At 71.6% G+C, this 17,064-nt stretch carries 15 protein-coding genes; 13 read left to right on the forward strand and 2 right to left on the reverse strand.

What is annotated here, in order from left to right; genetic code table 11:
- Positions 1-24: 24 nt before the first annotated feature.
- The 13 genes from OWM54_RS35810 (at position 25) to OWM54_RS35870 (ending at position 12,729) form a co-directional block, all read left to right on the forward strand.
- A complete protein-coding gene (locus OWM54_RS35810) occupies positions 25-516 on the forward strand; it encodes a M17 family peptidase N-terminal domain-containing protein (protein WP_223745808.1) in 492 nt (163 codons plus the stop codon).
- Positions 517-575: 59 nt separating this feature from the next.
- The gene (locus OWM54_RS35815) at positions 576-950 is read left to right on the forward strand and encodes a response regulator (protein WP_046714844.1); all 375 of its coding nucleotides are present in this window, start codon (positions 576-578) and stop codon (positions 948-950) included.
- The gene (locus OWM54_RS35820; protein WP_267700318.1) at positions 947-3,382 is read left to right on the forward strand and encodes a chemotaxis protein CheA; all 2,436 of its coding nucleotides are present in this window, start codon (positions 947-949) and stop codon (positions 3,380-3,382) included. The genes OWM54_RS35815 and OWM54_RS35820 overlap by 4 nt, the downstream gene beginning before the upstream one ends.
- Before the next feature lie 34 nt (positions 3,383-3,416).
- Positions 3,417-3,983, forward strand: a complete 567-nt coding sequence (locus OWM54_RS35825; protein WP_267700319.1) for a chemotaxis protein CheW — start codon at positions 3,417-3,419, stop codon at positions 3,981-3,983.
- A complete protein-coding gene (locus OWM54_RS35830) occupies positions 3,980-4,504 on the forward strand; it encodes a chemotaxis protein CheW (RefSeq protein ID WP_223745811.1) in 525 nt (174 codons plus the stop codon). Before OWM54_RS35825 ends, OWM54_RS35830 begins: the two co-directional genes overlap by 4 nt.
- Positions 4,505-4,522: 18 nt before the next feature.
- Positions 4,523-4,903: a hypothetical protein gene (locus OWM54_RS35835; RefSeq protein WP_223745812.1), complete on the forward strand. Its 381-nt coding sequence runs from the start codon at positions 4,523-4,525 to the stop codon at positions 4,901-4,903.
- On the forward strand, positions 4,900-6,876 hold the full coding sequence (locus tag OWM54_RS35840; protein WP_267700320.1) for a HEAT repeat domain-containing protein: 1,977 nt from the start codon (positions 4,900-4,902) through the stop codon (positions 6,874-6,876). Before OWM54_RS35835 ends, OWM54_RS35840 begins: the two co-directional genes overlap by 4 nt.
- Before the next feature lie 15 nt (positions 6,877-6,891).
- Positions 6,892-7,773: a CheR family methyltransferase gene (locus tag OWM54_RS35845; RefSeq protein WP_228557003.1), complete on the forward strand. Its 882-nt coding sequence runs from the start codon at positions 6,892-6,894 to the stop codon at positions 7,771-7,773.
- Complete coding sequence (locus tag OWM54_RS35850) at positions 7,770-8,807, forward strand: protein-glutamate methylesterase/protein-glutamine glutaminase (RefSeq protein ID WP_267700321.1); 1,038 nt, start codon at positions 7,770-7,772, stop codon at positions 8,805-8,807. The genes OWM54_RS35845 and OWM54_RS35850 overlap by 4 nt, the downstream gene beginning before the upstream one ends.
- A 46-nt stretch (positions 8,808-8,853) precedes the next feature.
- Positions 8,854-9,234, forward strand: coding sequence for a response regulator (locus OWM54_RS35855; RefSeq protein WP_223745816.1), 381 nt, complete (start codon positions 8,854-8,856; stop codon positions 9,232-9,234).
- 16 nt (positions 9,235-9,250) lie between these two features.
- Positions 9,251-10,009 carry an ABC transporter ATP-binding protein gene (locus OWM54_RS35860; RefSeq protein WP_267700322.1) on the forward strand — a complete coding sequence of 253 codons (759 nt, stop codon included), beginning with the start codon at positions 9,251-9,253 and terminating at the stop codon, positions 10,007-10,009.
- Positions 10,006-11,736, forward strand: coding sequence for a putative ABC exporter domain-containing protein (locus OWM54_RS35865; protein ID WP_223745818.1), 1,731 nt, complete (start codon positions 10,006-10,008; stop codon positions 11,734-11,736). The genes OWM54_RS35860 and OWM54_RS35865 overlap by 4 nt, the downstream gene beginning before the upstream one ends.
- Before the next feature lie 99 nt (positions 11,737-11,835).
- On the forward strand, positions 11,836-12,729 hold the full coding sequence (locus tag OWM54_RS35870; protein ID WP_267700323.1) for an NAD(P)-dependent oxidoreductase: 894 nt from the start codon (positions 11,836-11,838) through the stop codon (positions 12,727-12,729).
- Positions 12,730-12,819: 90 nt separating this feature from the next.
- On the opposite strand, the gene OWM54_RS35875 is transcribed toward OWM54_RS35870, so the two are convergent.
- Together OWM54_RS35875 and OWM54_RS35880 are read right to left on the reverse strand one after the other, a co-directional pair.
- Complete coding sequence (locus OWM54_RS35875; RefSeq protein ID WP_267700324.1) at positions 12,820-14,205, reverse strand: RagB/SusD family nutrient uptake outer membrane protein; 1,386 nt, start codon at positions 14,203-14,205, stop codon at positions 12,820-12,822.
- A 3-nt stretch (positions 14,206-14,208) separates the two neighbouring features.
- Positions 14,209-17,061, reverse strand: a complete 2,853-nt coding sequence (locus OWM54_RS35880) for a SusC/RagA family TonB-linked outer membrane protein (RefSeq protein WP_267700325.1) — start codon at positions 17,059-17,061, stop codon at positions 14,209-14,211.
- Positions 17,062-17,064 lie beyond the last annotated feature (3 nt).

The raw sequence follows: 17,064 nt of genomic DNA on the forward strand, positions 1-17,064 counted from the left end.
GTCCCGAGCCGAGGAGCAACCGCGGTGAGCCAGACGACGACGCACGACATCGGGATGGAGGGGCTGGACTCGCTGACCGGCGTGGACGCCCTGTGCCTGTTCGTGGCCGAGGATGATCGCCCGTTGCCAGCCACCGCGGGCTACGTGGACTGGCGCCTGTGCGGTGCGTTGTCGCGGGTGCTCAAGGGTGGCTTCTTCTCCGGCGTGAAGGACGACTGGCTCCTGTTGCCCGCGGACGGGAAGCTGGAGGTGCCGCGCATCTTTGTCGTGGGCCTGGGGGCCCGGAAGGCGCTGGACGCCGAAAGGCTCCACGAGGCGCTGGCCGAGGCGGGCAAGGTGCTCAGCCGGGCCAAGGTGGCGTCGGTGGCGCTGGAAATCCCCGGCGGCGGTTCGTTGGATGACGCGGCGCGGGCAGAGGCCTTCCAGAAGGGCTTCTTGCCGGCGTTCAAGGGCGGACGGGTGGCCCTCCTGACGGACAAGGCGCTCGTCCGACTCCTACCAGGCAGGAAGGGCTGAAGCTCGGCGACCGGGCAGGCCTTCTGTTAGCATCGGGGGACCGTCCGGGGCGTGCACGCATGCGTGTCAAGGTGTTGATTGTCGAGGACTCCAAGGCGTCGCGCGAATACATCGCGTCGACGGTGGAGGCGGTGGAGGGCATCGAGGCCGTCGTCACCTCCAGCGGCTTCGAGGCGCTGAAGCTGCTGCCGCGTCACCGCTTCGACCTCATCATCACCGACATCAACATGCCCGACATCAACGGGCTGGAGCTCATCAACTTCGTCAAGAAGAACCCCAACTACCGCGACGTGCCGCTCTTCATCATCACCACGGAGGGGCGGGAGCAGGACCGCGAGCGGGGCATGGCGTTGGGGGCGGCGGAGTACCTGGTCAAGCCGTTCCAGCCCGGCAGCCTCGAGGGGCTCTTGCGCCGGTACCTGAAGCTGCCGTGAGTCCCCCGAGCAAGGCCCTGGCCGAGTTCGTGGCCGAGGCGACCGAGATTCTCGAGGCGCTCGGCAAGGACCTGCTGGTGCTGGACGAGCGGCGCGGCCAGGAGGCGGACCCGGAGCGGGTCAACGGCATCTTCCGCGCGGCGCACTCGCTCAAGGGCCTGGCGGGGCTGTTCGGGCAGGAGCGCATCTCCCGGCTGGCGCACGGGACGGAGGACCTGCTCGACCGGCTGCGGCTGGGCAGGCTGCTGTTGGACGACGCGGTGCTCGACACGCTGATTGAAGCGCTGGATGCGTTCCAGTCGCTGCTGGCGGAGACGGCGCGGGGTTCGGAGACGGACGCGCTGAGCCGGCGCGTGGAGGGCATGGCGGAGCGGTTGATCCGCCTGGGCGAGGTGCCCGTCGCTCGGGACGAGGACCCGCTGGAGCGGCTGGAGCTGGAAGCGCAGGTGCGCTCGGTCTTCACGGAGTACGAGGAGCATCGGCTCCGGGAGAACGTGCGGCGGGGCGTGGCGCTGTGGCGCGTGCGCGCGGCGTTCGACCTGTCGGACTTCGACAAGGGGCTGGCGGACCTGAACACGCGGCTCAAGCCGCTGGGCGAGGTCATCAGCACGCTGCCGTCCGCGCGGCCGGGTGGGGCGCATGGCATCGCGTTCGACCTCATCTTCGGCACGCACGTGTCGGTGACGGAGCTGGAGTCCGGGTTGAGTGGGACGCCCGCGGAGCTGGCTCCCCTCAATGTGCGGCCCGTGGGAGTGCCCGCGACGGCCCACTCGGCGGAGGTGCTGGCCCGGGTGGTCGAGCCGCCCGCCATCGTCGTGGAGCCGCCGGGCACGCGCCCCGAGAGTCCCGGGGTGGCGACGCCCGCGCCGAAGCGCGGTGGGAAGAAGCGCGGCGCGAAGGGGGCGGCGGAAGGGCGACAGCCGTCGCTGCCGCTCACGGAGCAAGGGGCTGGGGTGGCGCGGGGTGACGCCGGGCGTGAGAACGCGGGCTCGCCCCCGATGGGGAAGGGGGGCGTGAATCCAACCTCGGGTCCTGCAAGTGTGGGGCTGGGTGGCGTGACGTTGCTGCAGGGCGTCGCGGCCACCACCGGGCCGTCGCTCGTGACGTACCTCCAGGGCCCCGGAGGCCGCGCTCCCGTGCGCGCGGTATCGACCTCCGCCGAAGCCCCGACCTCGACACCTCCGACGACCGTGGCCGCGACCGCGCCGGAGCCGTCGCTGCGCTCGTTGACGCAGACGGTGCGCGTCGACATCGGCAAGCTGGATGGCCTCATCAACATGGTGGGCGAGCTGCTGCTCATCAAGGCGAACCTCCAGCGGCTCGCCGAGTCCGCGCGGCAGGACGGCGTGGTGCCCCTGTCGAAGCTGTTCGGTCAGGAGCTGGCGCGCGAGACGCGGGGCCTGGAGCGCAAGCTGGAGGCCCTCCAGGAGGGCCTGCTCGAGGCACGCATGGTCCCCGTGGGCCAGGTGTTCGACAAGCTGGCCCGGCTGGTGCGTCGCATCACCCGCGAGGCGGGCAAGGAGATCGACTTCGTCATCGGCGGCGGCGAGGTGGAGCTCGACAAGCTCATCGTCGAGGAGCTGAGCGACCCGCTCATGCACCTCATCCGCAACGCCATCGACCACGGCGTCGAGTCACCGGACGCGCGACTGGCCGCGGGCAAGTCCCGCCGCGCGGTGGTGGCGCTGCGCGCCGTGCAGAAGGGCAACCACGTCGTCATCGAGGTGAGCGACGACGGCGCGGGCATCGACGAGCTGCGCGTGCGCGAGGTGGCGCTGACGCGGGGCCTCATCACCTTCGCGCAGGCCGAGGAGATGGGCCGCCGCGAGCTGCTCAACCTCATCTTCCTGCCGGGCTTCTCCACCGCGCGCAGCGTGTCCGAGCTGTCCGGCCGAGGCGTGGGCCTGGACGTGGTGAAGAACAACCTGGGCAACCTCTCCGGCATCATCGACGTGTGGAGCGAGCGCGGGAAGGGCACCGCCTTCCACCTGACGCTGCCCGTCACGCTGGCCATCATCCGCGCGCTGGTCGTGGGCGTGAGCGCGCGCACGTACGCGGTTCCCCTCAACAGCGTGCTCGAAATCCTCTCCGTGCAGCCCCGCGAGATTCGCACCGTGGAGCGGCGCGAGGTGCTGGACCTGCGCGGACAGACGCTCCCCTTCGTGCGCCTGTCGCGCCTGTTCGGTCTGCCCGAGCGGCCGGTGAGCCGCTACTTCGTGGTGGTGGTGGGGCTTGCCCAGGAGCGGCTGGGCATCGCCGTGGACGAACTGCACGGGCAGCAGGACATCGTCACCAAGCCCCTGGGCGGCCGGCTGCAATCGGTCCGGGGCATCTCCGGCGCCACGGACCTGGGAAACCGGACTCCCGTGCTGGTGCTGGATGTCGGCGCGCTGCTGGAAGACGGGCTGGCCCTGGAGCGAAGGCGGGCCTGACGTCCGGCGCGGCCGGCTGCTATCCTCGCGAGCCGTGTCCCGGTTCGCCGAACTGCTCGACGACTTCTTCTTCCGTCCGGACGAGGACGTCAGCGGGCTGCAGGACTTCGCCGCCGGCAGCGACGGCGTGGCCTCCGTCACGCCCGAGGAGGTCCCCGAGGAGTACCTCGCCTTCCGCCTGGAGGGAGAGTGCTACGCGGTGCCCATCCGCGCGGTGCGCGAGATCGCCAAGGTGCCGCCGCTGACGGAGATTCCCAGGGCCGAGCCCCAACTGCTGGGCGTGCTGAACCTGCGCGGCGAGCTGCTGCCCGCGTACGACATCAAGGTGCGCCTGGGCCTCGCGGAACGCGCGCCGCTGGTCGCCGGCCCCGACGCGCCCGTGCCGCCGCGAGAGGCACGCATCCTCGTGCTGCGCACGCAGACGGGGCCCGCGGGTGTGTGGGTGGACAGCGTCAGCGGCGTGGTGAAGCTCAAGCCCTCCATGTTGGAGCCGCCACCGCCGAGCCTCCGAATCGGGGACCGTGACTGCGTGGTGGCCATCGGCCGACGCGGACCCTCGCTGTTCATCCTCCTGGACCCCGAACAGGCGCTGGCGTCATGAAGGACTCCGTCAACCTGCTGGCGCATCATCCTTCCGGTGTGCCCGAGGCGCCCGCGGGACACCCGGACTCGCCAGTGCAGCTGTGCGCCTTCTTCGTCGGCGAGGACGAATACGCGCTCGATATCCAGCGCGTGGAGGAGGTGCTCCCGCTCCAGCGCGTGACACCCATCCCCCACGCGCCGTCGTTCGTCGAAGGCGTGCTGCACCTGCGCGGCGTCATCCTGCCGGTGGTGGACCTGCGCAAGAGATTGCAGGGGCAGCCCTCGGTGGAGTCGCGCAAGGCGCGCCTCTTGGTCTGCAGGCTGGGCGCGCGGCGGGTGGCGGTGAAGGTGGAGCGCGTGGCGGAGGTGCTGCGCGCGCGTCGGGGTGATATCAAGCCCGCGCCCGCGTTGAGGGTGGCGGGGCGCTCGCCCTTCGTCGTGGGAGTGTGCGGTCCACCGGACCGGTTGCGACTGTTGCTGGACTTGAAGGCGCTGTTGCGCGCGGAGCTGGAGCGCGAGGCGGTTCGTCCGGCGCGATGACACGTGAAGGGAAGGGCCATGCCTCGCAGTGACCTGGACAACCACCGCCGCATCCTCGGCATCAGCTTCCTGGTGGTGAACGGCTTGACGGTGCTGGTGGGCGTCGGCGCGATGCTCTTCTTCACGGTCATGGGGCTGGGCATCATCAGCGACACCGCTTCGGCCAAGGACCGCGCCGACTTCTGGTGGTTCGGCGGCGGCGTGAGCGTCTGTGTCCTGGTGTACTGCCTGCCGGGGCTCTTCACGGGCATCGGCTTGTTGAAGCGGCGCGCGTGGTCGCGGGTGCTGGCGCTGGTGCTGGGCATCCTGAACCTGGCGAACTTCCCGCTGGGCACGTGCCTGGGCATCTACGCCCTCTGGTTCTACGCGCAGGAAGGGTCCGACCGGGTCTTCGAATGAGCCACCTGCCCGTCTTCCCCGCGGAGGAGGAGCGCTACCGCGCGCTCCAGGAGCTGGACCCGCGAGCAGAGGGCATCCTCGACGTGCTCGTCACCGGCCTGCACGACGAGAGCTGGCGCGTGCGGCACGCGGCGGCGACGGGCCTGCAGCGGCTGACGCCCCCCGAGCAGGTGGCCTCCCGGCTCGTCGCCGTGCTGGGCGAGCGCGGGGAGACGGGCGCGCGCAACGCCGCGGCGGAGGCCCTCTCCGGCCTGGGCCCGGCCGCGCTCGCGCCGCTGGTGAAGCTCTTGGGCCACGTGGACCCGGACCAGCGCAAGTTCGCCGCGGACATCCTCGGGCAACTGGGGCTCGGCGCCGCGGAGCTGCCGCTCGTCCAGGCCCTGGAGGACCCGGACCTGAACGTGCGCGTGGCGGTGTCGGAAGCGCTGGGGCGCGTGGGCGGGGAGCACGCGGCGCGCGCGTTGTCGCGGCTGCTCGGTGACGCGGAGCCGCTGCTGCGCCTGTCCTCGCTGGAGGGCCTGGCGCTCCTGCGTCGCCCTCCGCCCCTGCCCGTGGTGGTGGCGCTGCTGGACGACGCGAAGCTGCGACGCAGCGCCTTCCGCGTGCTGGGGCTCATCCCCCAGGTGGCCGCCACGGAGCGGCTGTGTCAGGGCCTGTCGTCGGACGCGCGCTCGATTCGCGAGGCAGCCCTGGCGGCGCTGGGCACGCAGGCCTCGCTGGTGGAGGCGTCGCGTCGCTGTGAGCTGGAGGCCGTCATCGTCGCGGCGCTCCGGCGCCTGCCGGACGCGGTGTCGCGGCTGGAGCAGGCGCTGGAGGCGGAGGACGTGGCGGTGCGCTCGGGCGCGCTGCTCGCGGTGGCGGCGCTGGGCGAGGCCTCGCTCGCGGTGCGGGTGGCGGAGGTCGCCCGCGAGGACCGGCTGCTGCGGGATGTGCTGGGCACGCTGGGGCGGCTGGGCTCCGAAGGTGGCCGGCTCCTGCTCGCGGCGATGGCGGACCTGTCCGCGCCGGCGAGGGCCGCGGCGGCCGAGGCGCTGGTGGACCTGGTGGACCCCGGCTCCGTCACGCCGCTGTGCGCGCTGTTGGAGTGGGCGGAGGATGACCTGCGCGGGGTGGTGGTGCGGGCGTTGGGGCGGACCCGCTCACCGGAGGCGGCCAGCCCGCTGGTGGACCTGCTGCGGGACCCGGTGACGGCGGGCGCGGCGACGCGGGCCCTGGGCGCGCTCGCGGGGAGCTGCCGGGCGGCGGTGCTGTCGGCGCTGGAGGAGGCGGTGGCGCGTCGGGCCACCCCCGTGGCGGTGACGGCGCTGGGCCGCGTGGGAGGCGCGCCCGCGCTGCCGTCGCTGCGTGCGCTCGCGCGCGATGTCGACCCGCGCTGGCGAGCCGCGGCGGTGGAGGTGGCCGGAGAGGTGGACGGCGGCGTCGGTCGGGAGCTGGCGCGCGCGGCGCTCGCGGACGAGGCCTCTCCCGTGCGGGCGGCGGGAGCGCGCGCCATGGGACGGCTGGGAGGCGCGGAGGCGGGCGCGCTGCTGCGCTCCGCGCTCCAGGACGAGGACGCCTCCGTGAGGCGGGCCGCGGTGGAGGCGGTGGGGGAGAGCGGCGCGGTGGACCGCGCGCCGGAGCTGGAGCGACTGGTGCGTCATCCGGACGGCGCGTTGGCGGTGGCCGCGGTGCGGGCGCTGTCGAGGCTGGGCCGGGTGGAGGCGAAGGTGCTGCGGGAGGCGTCTGGGCATTCCGACGAGGAGGTGGTGAAGGCGGTGTTGTCCGCGGGTGCGGTGTCGCGGGAGGGCGTGACTCTGGCGGTATCCTTGCTGGAGCATCCCCACTGGGATGTGCGCGCGGCGGCGGCGCGAGTGCTGGGAGACTCGGGAGGGCCGGAGTGTCTGGAGCCGGCCCGTCGGGTGCTGGAGACGGAGCCGGACGCGCTGGCTCGACAGGCACTGGCGGACGCGGTGGAGCGCTTGTCGCGGCGCTGAGCGGGGGGACTCGGGGTGGCTCGCTTCGACGACAGTCGGCCGGAGATGACCGCGGAGGAGTTCCGGCTCCTGCGCGACCACGTGTACTCGCACTGCGGCATCCTCGTGCACGAGGACATGAAGTTCGTGATGGAGCGGCGGCTGTGGCCGCGCCTGGAGACGCTGGGCGTCCCGGACTTCAGCGCCTACCACCGCTACCTGCGCTACGACGCCAACCGGCACGCGGAGCTGGAGGCCGCCGTCGAGTCGCTCACCACGCACGAGACGTACTTCTTCCGCGAGCCCTCGCAGCTCAAGGCCTTCCGGGAGGAGCTGCTGCCCGTGCTCGAGAAGCGCAACGCACGCACGAAGCGGCTGCGCCTGTGGTCCGCGGGGTGCTCCTCCGGTGAGGAGGCGTACACGCTGGCGATGCTCCTCAAGGACGAGCCCCGCTTCGAGGGCTGGGACGTGGAGGTGTACGGCTCCGACATCTCCCGGCGCGTGCTGACGATGGCGCGGCGCGCGGAGTACGGCCCGTCCGCGCTGCGCGCCACGTCCGCGGACCTGCTGGAGCGCTTCTTCGTCCCCGCGGGCAACACCAAGGTGCGCGTGCGCGACGATGTCCGCGCCATGGTGTCCTTCGGCCATCACAACCTGCTGGACGAGGCCGGCAGCCAGCTGGTGATGAAGATGGACGCGGTGTTCTGCCGCAACGTGATGATCTACTTCGACCAGTCCGCGCGCAGGAAGGTGCTGCGAATCCTGCGCGACAGGCTGGTGCCCGGGGGGTACCTGCTCCTGGGGCACTCGGAGAACCTGCTCAACCTGGGCGCGGACTTCGAGCTGGTGCACCTGCGCGGAGACCTGGTGTACCGCAGGCCCGAGCTGCCGGGGCTCGCGGGCGGTGAGGTCCGATGAGCGAGCGGGGCACGGTCTCGGTGCTCGTCATCGACGACTCCGCGCACAACCGGCACACGCTCACCACGCTGCTGGAGTCCTCGCCGGACGTGCGCGTGCTGGACCGCGCGGCCGACGGCGAGGAGGGCCTCAAGAAGGTCCTGGAGCTCAAGCCGGACGTGGTGACGTTGGACCTGGAGATGCCGAAGCTGGGCGGCTACACGTTCCTGCGGCTGCTCATGCGCACGGCGCCCACGCCCGTCATCGTCATCTCCAGCTACGCGCACCGCTCGGATGTCTTCAAGGCGCTGGAGCTGGGCGCCTTCGACTTCATCGCCAAGCCCGCGCGCGGCACGCCCGAGGAGCTGGAGGGGCTGCGCGTGGAGCTGCTCGACAAGGTGCGCGCGGCCCTGCACGTGCGGCCGGGACAGCGCCACGTGTCGCCCGGGGCGAGAGCGCTGGCGGTGGCGGGCGAGCTGCCCCTGGTGGTGGCCATCGGCGCGTCCACGGGAGGACCTCCCGCGGTGCAGCGTGTGCTGGAGGGGCTGGCCGCGGAGCCGACGCCGTGCGTGCTGGTGAGCCAGCACATGCCCGCGCAGTTCACCCGGGCCTTCGCGGACCGGCTGGACAGGATTGGCCCCTTCTCCGTGACGGAGGCGAGCGAGGGGGACGTGGTGCAGCCCGGGCACGTGTACATCGCGCCCGGAGGCCGGCACCTGGTGGTGGTGGACCGGGGGACGCGGCTGGAGCTGCACACGCCCCCGCCGACGCCCGTGGACAAGTACGCGCCGAGCGTGGACCGGCTCTTCACCAGCGTGGCGCAGGTGCTGGGCCCGCGCGCGCTCGCGGTGGTGCTGACGGGCATGGGGGCGGACGGGGCGCTGGGGGCGCGCGAGGTGCAGCGCGCGGGGGGCGAGGTCTGGGCGGAGTCGGAGGAGACCGCGGTGGTGTACGGCATGCCGGGCGAGGCGGTGGCGGCCGGGGCGGTGAAGCGGGTGCTGCGACTGGGGGAAATCGGACCCGCGCTCGCCTCGCTGGCCCGTCGTCGACGGTGAGATGGCCGGGCGGGGCGACGGGGTCGGGTGTTAGTGTGCGCGGGCCATGACGCAGCAGATTCGAGCCCTCGTCGTCGACGACTCGCAGGCGATGCGACGCAGCATCATGTACGCGTTGCAGCGCATCAGCGGGATGGTCTGCACCGAGGCGCAGGACGGCGCCGAGGGGCTCAAGAAGCTGACCCAGGGCCGCTTCGACCTGGTGCTCACGGACATCAACATGCCGTTGATGGACGGGCTGAAGCTCATCCACCACATCCGTCAGGCCACGGACCATCGCGGCGTGCCCATCGTCGTCATCACGACGGAAGGCGCGGCGGCGGACCGGGAGCGGGCGCTGGCGCTGGGCGCCAGTGCGTACCTGGTCAAGCCCGTGCAGGCCAAGGTGGTGATGGACACCGTCAGGGACCTGCTGAAGCTGGCCTGAGGCGAGGGGCGTGCGAATGGACTTCGTCCTGCGGGTGGCGGGCCTGGAGAAGCGCTACGGCGCGGTGACGGCGGTGCAGGGCCTGCACTTCAACGTGGCGCCCGGCGAGGTGCTGGGCCTGGTGGGCCCCAACGGCGCGGGCAAGACGTCCACGCTGCGCTGCCTCGCCGGCATCCTCCCGCCCACGGCGGGCAAGGTCATCGTGGCGGGGTATGATTTGGGCAAGGACGCGGTGGAGGCCAAGCGCGAGCTGGCCTTCCTGCCCGACGAGCCGCGCTTCTTCGACTACCTCACGGTGTGGGAGCACCTGAACTTCACGGCGCGGCTCTACGGCGTGGAGGACTGGGAGGCGCGGGGCCGCGCGCTCCTGGAGGAGATGGAGCTGACGGGCAAGGAGAAGGCGCTGCCCGGCGAGCTGTCGCGCGGCATGAAGCAGAAGCTGTCCATCGCCTGCGGCTTCCTGCACTCGCCCCGGCTCATCCTGCTCGACGAGCCGCTCACGGGCCTGGACCCCATCGGCATCCGGCGCATGAAGGACTCGCTGCGTCGGCGCGCGGAGGAGGGCTCGGCGCTGGTGTTGTCCTCGCACCTGTTGCCCCTGGTGGAGGAGCTGTGCCACCGGCTGCTGGTGATTGCAGGAGGGCGGGCCATGGCGCTCGGCAGCCTGGAGGAGATTCGCGCGCGGCTGAGTGGACCGGACGCGGGCAGCGCGTCGCTCGAGGACCTCTTCGTGCGCATCACCAGCGGCGCGGGCTCGGAGATGCCCAGGCCGTGAGCTTCCCGGGCGCGGTGCTCTTCCTCTGGCTTGCGTCCACGCGCAACCGCCTGCGGCTCCAGGTGCTGCGGCTGCGCAAGCCCCGCTACCTCGTGGGCGCGGCGGTGGGCCTGTTCTACATCTACTCGCTCTTCCTGCGCCGGCTGGACTTCACGGGACCGGTGGCCGCGGTGCCTCCGGGCGTGAGGCTGTTCGCGGAGCTGTCGCTGGTGGGCTCGGTGCTCGTCACGCTGTTCTCCGCGTGGGCGCTGGGACCGGACCGGCCCTCGCTGACCTTCACGGAGACGGAGGTGGTGCAGCTGTTCCCCGCGCCCGTCACCCGGCGCTCGCTGTTGCACTACAAGCTCGCCCGAGGCGCGATGGGCGCGGCGGTGGGCGCGCTGTTCGCCACGCTGTTCGTCGGCCGGGTGGTGAGCCCCGAGCCCGCGCTCTTCTTCGCCGGGGCCTTCCTGTCGCTCGGCACGCTGTACCTGCACGGCATCGCGGCGTCCTTCATGCGCACGCGCTGGGCTGCGAGGGGACGGCGGGGGCAGGTGGAGCGCTGGGTGGGCGTGGGGCTGGTGCTCGCCGCGGTGGTGATGGGGGTGTTCTCCACGCTGGAGACGTACCCGTTCCCCAGGACGGTGGGGACGCCGGGGGCGCTGCGCCACTGGGTGGAGGCGGTGGTGGCCTCGCCGGGGCTGAGCGCGGTGCTGTGGCCCGGCCGGCTCCTGGTGGCGCCGTCGCTGGCGCGCGACACCTCGGCCTTCTGGAGCGCGCTGCCGCCCGTGGTGGTGCTGGCCGTGGCGCACTACGTCTGGGTGCGATTGGCGGAGGTGCCCTTCGAGGAGACGGCGGTGACGCAGGCCGAGGCGCGCGTGCGTGAGCAGTCCCAGCGCCTGTCCGGGACGCTCGTGCGCAAGGGCGGGCTGGGGGCTCGCAAGGCGCCCTTCCGGTTGTCGGCGCGGGGGCGTCCCGAGGTGGCGCTCATCTGGAAGAACCTCATCACCCGCAAGCGGATGGCGGGCGGGGTGTGGACGGTGATGGCGCCGCTGCTGCTCGCCGCCGTCATCGTGTCGGTGATGGGCGAGTCGAACGTGTTCACCGACACGCGCCGCGTGGTGGGGCCCATGGCCACGCTGCTGGCGGTGATGATGACGGTGGTGGGGCCGAGCGCGTTCCGCATGGACCTGCGCATGGACCTGCCGAAGCTGGACCTCTTGCGCGCGCTGCCGCTCGCGGGCTGGCAGGTGGTGGGCGCGGAGCTGGCGGCGTCGGCGCTGGTGGTCAGCAGCCTGCAACTGGGGCTGCTCGCGGTGGGCCTCGTCTGTGGCCCGGGCGCCGAGGACGACTGGCTCATGACGTACTGGTGGCCCGGGGGACTGGCGCTGGCGGCGCTGTTGCCCTCGGTGGCGCTGGCGGGGCTGTTCGTCCAGAACGGCGCGGTGGTGTTGTTCCCCGCGTGGGTTCCGGCGGACCGGGTGGGCAGCGCGCGCGGCATCGAGGCCCTGGGCCAGCGCCTGCTGACGCTGGTGGGCTCGCTGGTGGTGTCCCTGCTGGGGCTGGTGCCCGCGGCGCTGGTGGGCTCGCTGGTGGCCTTCGTGGCCTGGAGCTCGCTGGACCTCTGGGCGCTGCCGCTGGCGGGGCTGGCGGCGGCGGCCGTGCTGCTGACGGAGGTGGGGCTGGGCGTGCTCTGGCTGGGCCGCGCTTTCGAACACCTGGACGTCTCCGAGGACCGGCCGGAGTAGGCCTGAGCGTCGGCTCCTGGACTCGCGCCCGGAAAGAGGTGGCGGGCACCGGGCCCGGGCGCGCAGGAAGTCCGCGGACCGAACCGACGGGAGCGCGACATGAAGGTGGGATTCGTGGGACTGGGCAACATGGGGCTGCCCATGGCGAAGAGCCTGCTTGGCGCCGGGCATGCGCTGACGGTGTGGAACCGCTCACCGGCGCGAGGCGAGCCCCTGGTGAAGCAGGGCGCGCGCGTGGCGTCGAGTCCCGCGGACGCGGCCCGAGGCGCGGACGTGGTGTTCAGCATGCTCGCGGACGACGTGGCGGCGGAGGCCGTGTCCTTGGGCGCCCAGGGCATCATCGAGGGGCTGGGCAAGGGCGCGGTGCACGTCTCCTCGAGCACCATCTCCGTGGCGCTCTCCCAGCGCCTGACGGACGCGCACGCCAGCGCGGGGCAGGGCTACGTGGCGGCGCCCGTGTTCGGCCGCCCCGAGGCCGCCGAGGCGAAGCAGCTGTGGGTGGTGGCCGCGGGCGCGCAGGTGGACGTGGAGCGCGTCAAGCCGCTGCTGGAGTCGCTGGGCCGGGGCCTCACGGTGCTGGGCGAGCACGCGTCCATGGCCAACGTGGTGAAGCTGTCGGGCAACTTCCTCATCGCGTCGATGCTGGAGGCGCTCGCGGAGGCGTTCGCCTTCACGCGCAAGTCCGGCGTCGAGGCCCGGCAGTTCCTGGAGGTGTTCCAGTCCGTCTTCGCAAGCTCGCCCATCTTCGCCAACTACGCCCGCGCCATCGCGGAGGAGCGGTACTCTCCGGCGGGCTTCGCCCTGCGGCTGGGCCTCAAGGACGTGGGGCTGGTGCTGGAGGCGGCGCGCGCGGCGGAGGTGCCCATGCCGCTGGCCAGCCTCGTGAGGGACCAGTACCTGGGCGGCGTGGCCCAGGGACACGGAGAGCTGGACTGGTCCGCGCTGGGAGCGCTCGTCGCGGAGCGCGCGGGGCTGGGCAGGCCTCCTCGCTGAAATGAAACGCCCCGGGCGAGCGACGAGGCGCGCACCCGGGGCTGTGACGACGGGGGCTCCATGCGTTGGCGCTGGAGCCCCGGAGGACGGCTACTGCCGTCCGTTGACCTCGGCGACGGGGATGGGGAAGAACGCGTGCGGCGGGACGTTGGGGTCCAGGTTGCGCGGCAGCTCGTCCAGCTTCCCGTAGCGGCGCATGTCGATCCACCGGTGGCCGCCCTCGAACATCAGCGAGTAGCGCTTCTGCTTGAGCAGCTCGTCCACGGCGTTCTCCGCGGTGATGTCCGTGCGCGCCGGCAGGCGGCCGGAGCGGGTGCGGATGTAGTTGAGGTCATCCGCGGCGGCGCCAATCTGGCCCATGCCGATGTTGGCCTCGGCGCGCAGGAGGATGAGCTCCTCGTTGCGGATGATGGGCACGGGCGCGTCCGCGGACGTGTACAGCGTGAAGCGCAGGTCCGTCGTCAGCTTGCCGTCCGCGGCGCTGACGGGGGCGTTGAGCTTGACCGTCTTGCGCGTCACGCGGTCATCCACCGGGCCACCCGCGCCCGCGGTCTCCGCGTCCGTCGCGATGGACGGGTGGGCGAAGACGGTGGTGGACAACAGGCCGTTGTCCGCGTCGCCGGAGGCCGCGCGGAAGACGTGGTAGACGCCGACGTTGAGCGAGGCGAGGGCCGCGGCCTTCGCGCCGTCATCGGCCGGGGCGTTGGCGGTGATGAAGGACTGGCTCAGCGCCGTGAGCGCGTCCTCGTTGCGGCCCATGTACACGGCCACGCGCGCGCGGACGGCGCGGTTGAACGTGCGGAACGTCGCCGGCGTGTCGAAGCCGTTGAAGCCCGTGCTCAGCCGGAACGAGAAGCTGTCCCCGGCGTTGTCCAGGTGGCCCGCGGCCGTGTCGAGCAGGCCGGCGATGTGGGCGAACACCGCGTCCTTGCCCTCGATGGGGGCCAGGTCCGCGCCCAGCGGGCGGTCCACGTCGATGGGCGCGCCCTGGGTGTCACGCGTGTTGATGACCACCAGGAAGTCGAGCGCCTGCATCGTCTTCGCGAAGCCGCGCACGCCCTCCTTCTGCGCGTCCGACAGGCCCGCCACCTTCTCCAGCGCGGCCAGCAGGGTGTTGGCGTTGCGGATGTTGGCGTAGGGCGCCGTCCAGTAGTTGCCGCCGAAGGCCGCGGCGCCCGGGTCCATGACGGGGCCGAGCATCTCGTCGATGGCGCGCGGGTCCGCGGGGTCGAACACGTACGCCTCGCGGCCGATGACGCCCAGCTGCGCGACGTAGCCGTTCGGCGCCGACACGCCCGCGCGGTGGCCCAGCAGCAGGCCCGTGGACGCGCTGTTGACGCCGGAGACGGTGGGGTTGTCGCGGAAATCATCCAGGCTGGGGTTGTTGAGGTCGCCGATGTCCAGGCTGCCGCAGCCGCCCAGTCCCACCGCCGCGCACAACGCCAACAGGGTCTTCTTCGTCTGGTACATGTTCATGGCTTAGAACCCGACGTCGAGCGACGTCCAGAAGCTGCGGCTGGGAGGGAACGGGGCGACGTCGATGTTGCGCGCGATGGCCTGGTTGCCGAAGTTGCTCACCTCGGGGTCCAGACCCGAGTAGCCCGTGAACACCAGGAGGTTGCGGCCGCTGAGGCTCAGCCGCGCGTTCTGGAGCTTCGGGATGGCGGACACCCAGCTCTTGGGCAGGTTGTAGCTGAGCGTCACCTCGCGCAGCTTCAGGAACGTCGCGTCCTCGATGTAGATGGTCGCGTTGCCCCGGCGGTTCGCCACGCGCTCACGGCCCGCCGTCTCGAAGTCCGCGGAGGTGCCCGCGCTGTCATACAGGTAGCGCGTCAGGTTGATGATGTCGCTGCCCTGCTGCCAGTGCCACAGGAAGGACAGCGTCACGTCCGCGTAGCGCAGCGTGTTGGCGAAGCCCATGGTGAAGGTGGGCTCCGTGTCGCCAATCTTGCGGACGATGGGGTTGCCGTTCGCGTCGCGGCCCACGTTGCCGACGATCTGCGTGGCGGACGCGCCCTCCTCGATGAAGAACGCGCCCAGCGAGTTGCCGAAGCCGCCCGCCTGGAAGGGCGCCACCGGCAGGTTCGTCACCTTGCTGCGGTTGAGCGCGAAGGTCGCGGAGCTGGTCCACTCGAGCGGGCCGCTCAGCGGCGTCACCTGCACCATGGCCTCGATGCCGCGGTTGCGCAGCGAGCCGCCGTTGACGAACTGGGTGGTGAAGCCCGTGGAGGTGGGCAGCGCGCGGCGCAGCAGCATGTCGCTGATGGCGCGCTGGTACACGGACAGCTCCAGCGTCAGGTCGCCGCCGAACAGCAGCGCGTCGACACCGGCCTCGATTTCACGCTGGCGCTCCGGGCGGATGTTCGGGTCGCCCGCCACGCCCGTGCCGATGAGGCCCGGGGTGCCCTGCACGTTGTTCAGCGCGCTCATGCCGCTGAACTTCATGCCGTACTGCGGCAGGTTGCCCGTCTCGCCGTAGGCGGCGCGGACCTTCAGCTCGTTCATGAACGCGGGCAGCGTGGGGATGCGGTACGCGGCCGCCAGCTTGGGGAAGAAGAACAGCTTGTTGGGGTTGCCGTTGACGCTGGACTGCTCGCCACGCACGGCGCCCACCAGGGTCAGCCGCTCCTCGAGCAGGAGCACCTCCTCCTGCAGGTAGTAGCCGCGGTCCCTCACGTGGTTGGCGTCGTCGCGGACGCCAATCACGGTGCCGTTGTCCACGCCGGGCTGGCCGGCGTTGAGGTTCTCGCTGATGACGTAGGTGGAGTCGATGCGGCGCTCCTCGAGCTGCACACCGACGGACGTGGTGGCGCTGAGGAACTTGGAGGCCGGCTTGTAGCTGTGCACCAGGTTGAGGCCGCCGTTGAGGTTGCGCACCTGGCTGGTGCCGAACAGCGACGTGCCCGGGAAGGTGTCGTCCACCGGCTCGAAGTTGAGCTCGGGCGGGAACAGCAGCCGGTTCTCCTGCTGGAAGCGGTCCACGCCCGCGTTGGCCAGCACGCGCAGGTGGTGCTCGTCCGTCTTCATCAGGTGGACGGTGGCGTCACCGGACCCGATGAATCGCCACACGTCCTCGTCGTTCTTCACCAGCGCGGCCGTCTGCAGCGGGTTGGCGCCGTTGCCGAGGAACGGGTTGGTGGGGTACACGCCGGCCGCGTCCGGGTCCATGTTCAGGAACTCGGGCACGTTGGGCAGCACCATGTAGTTGGTGATGGTCTGGTTGTCGTTGTTCGTCAGACCGCGCTGACCCAGCGTGTGGATGAGGTTGGTGGCGACGTTCACCTCCACCACCTCGCCGATCGTCTGACCCAGGTTGAGGCGGAACGACTCCTTCTCGTACCCGGTGTTCTTGATGATGCCCTCGTCGTTGCGGAGCATCGCGGACGCGAAGTAGCGCGTGTTGCCGCTGGCGCCGCTCACGCTGGCGAGCGTCTCCGTGGACAGGTCCCGCCGGCCGCTCAACTTGGCCTCGTGGTCATACCGGTTGCCGGTCCAGTAGTTGGCGGCCTCCGGACCGAAGGTCTCCACGGCCTCTTCCACCGTCTCGAAGCGGCGGGTGCCCAGCTTGTTGGCCAGCGTGTACATGCCCACGCGCTGGGTGAGCTCCACCTTGGGCTCGCCGGCGCGGCCGCGCTTGGTGTTGATGATGACGACGCCGTTGGCGGCCTTGGAGCCGTAGATGGCGGCGGCGGACGCGCCCTTGAGGACCTCGATGCTCTCGATGTCGTTGGGGTTGATGTCCGCGATGCGGTTGACCTGGTTGTCCTGGGTGGGGTTCGGGTTGGAGCCGCCCACCGAGTCGGTCACCACGTACACGCCCGAGGCGATGGCCACGTCGCTGACGAGCACGCCGTCGATGACGTAGAGGGGCGCGGTGGAGCCGTTGATGGTGGACACGCCGCGCAGGCGCATCTGGATGCCGCCGCCCGGGGCGCCGGAGTTCTGCTGGATGTTGGCGCCGGCGATCTTGCCCTGGAGGGCCTGGTCCACCGTCTGCGCGGGCGCGCGGTTCATCTCCTCCGCGCTGACGGAGGCCACGGAGTTGGCCAGGTGCTTGCGCGCCAGCTCGGAGGCGCGGCCCACGACGACCATCTCCTCGGAGAAGACGTTGTCGAGCGCCACGTTCACGTTGTCCTGCGTGGCGCCGACGCGCACCTCACGCTCGCCGTAGTCCTGGCTGGAGAACAGCAGCGTGGTGGCCCCCGGCGGGACGTTGGGCAGCGAGAACGTGCCGTCCAGCTCCGTCTCCACGCCCTGGGTGGTGCCCTTGATGATGACGCGCACCAGCGGCAGGCCCTCGTTCGTCAGCCGGTCCGCGACGCGTCCCTTCACCGT

It is taken from the genome of Myxococcus sp. MISCRS1 (assembly GCF_026626605.1).
GTDB classification, from domain to species: domain Bacteria; phylum Myxococcota; class Myxococcia; order Myxococcales; family Myxococcaceae; genus Myxococcus; species Myxococcus fulvus.

What these genes read in the sequence shown, in the direction of transcription:
- OWM54_RS35860 (WP_267700322.1), top strand. Translation starts at nt 9,251, where the DNA reads ATGGACTTCGTCCTGCGGGTGGCGGGCCTGGAGAAGCGCTACGGCGCG.
- OWM54_RS35875 (WP_267700324.1), bottom strand. Translation starts at nt 14,205, where the DNA reads ATGAACATGTACCAGACGAAGAAGACCCTGTTGGCGTTGTGCGCGGCG.
- OWM54_RS35830 (WP_223745811.1), top strand. Translation starts at nt 3,980, where the DNA reads ATGAAGGACTCCGTCAACCTGCTGGCGCATCATCCTTCCGGTGTGCCC.
- OWM54_RS35850 (WP_267700321.1), top strand. Translation starts at nt 7,770, where the DNA reads ATGAGCGAGCGGGGCACGGTCTCGGTGCTCGTCATCGACGACTCCGCG.
- OWM54_RS35835 (WP_223745812.1), top strand. Translation starts at nt 4,523, where the DNA reads ATGCCTCGCAGTGACCTGGACAACCACCGCCGCATCCTCGGCATCAGC.
- OWM54_RS35870 (WP_267700323.1), top strand. Translation starts at nt 11,836, where the DNA reads ATGAAGGTGGGATTCGTGGGACTGGGCAACATGGGGCTGCCCATGGCG.
- OWM54_RS35855 (WP_223745816.1), top strand. Translation starts at nt 8,854, where the DNA reads ATGACGCAGCAGATTCGAGCCCTCGTCGTCGACGACTCGCAGGCGATG.
- OWM54_RS35815 (WP_046714844.1), top strand. Translation starts at nt 576, where the DNA reads ATGCGTGTCAAGGTGTTGATTGTCGAGGACTCCAAGGCGTCGCGCGAA.
- OWM54_RS35840 (WP_267700320.1), top strand. Translation starts at nt 4,900, where the DNA reads ATGAGCCACCTGCCCGTCTTCCCCGCGGAGGAGGAGCGCTACCGCGCG.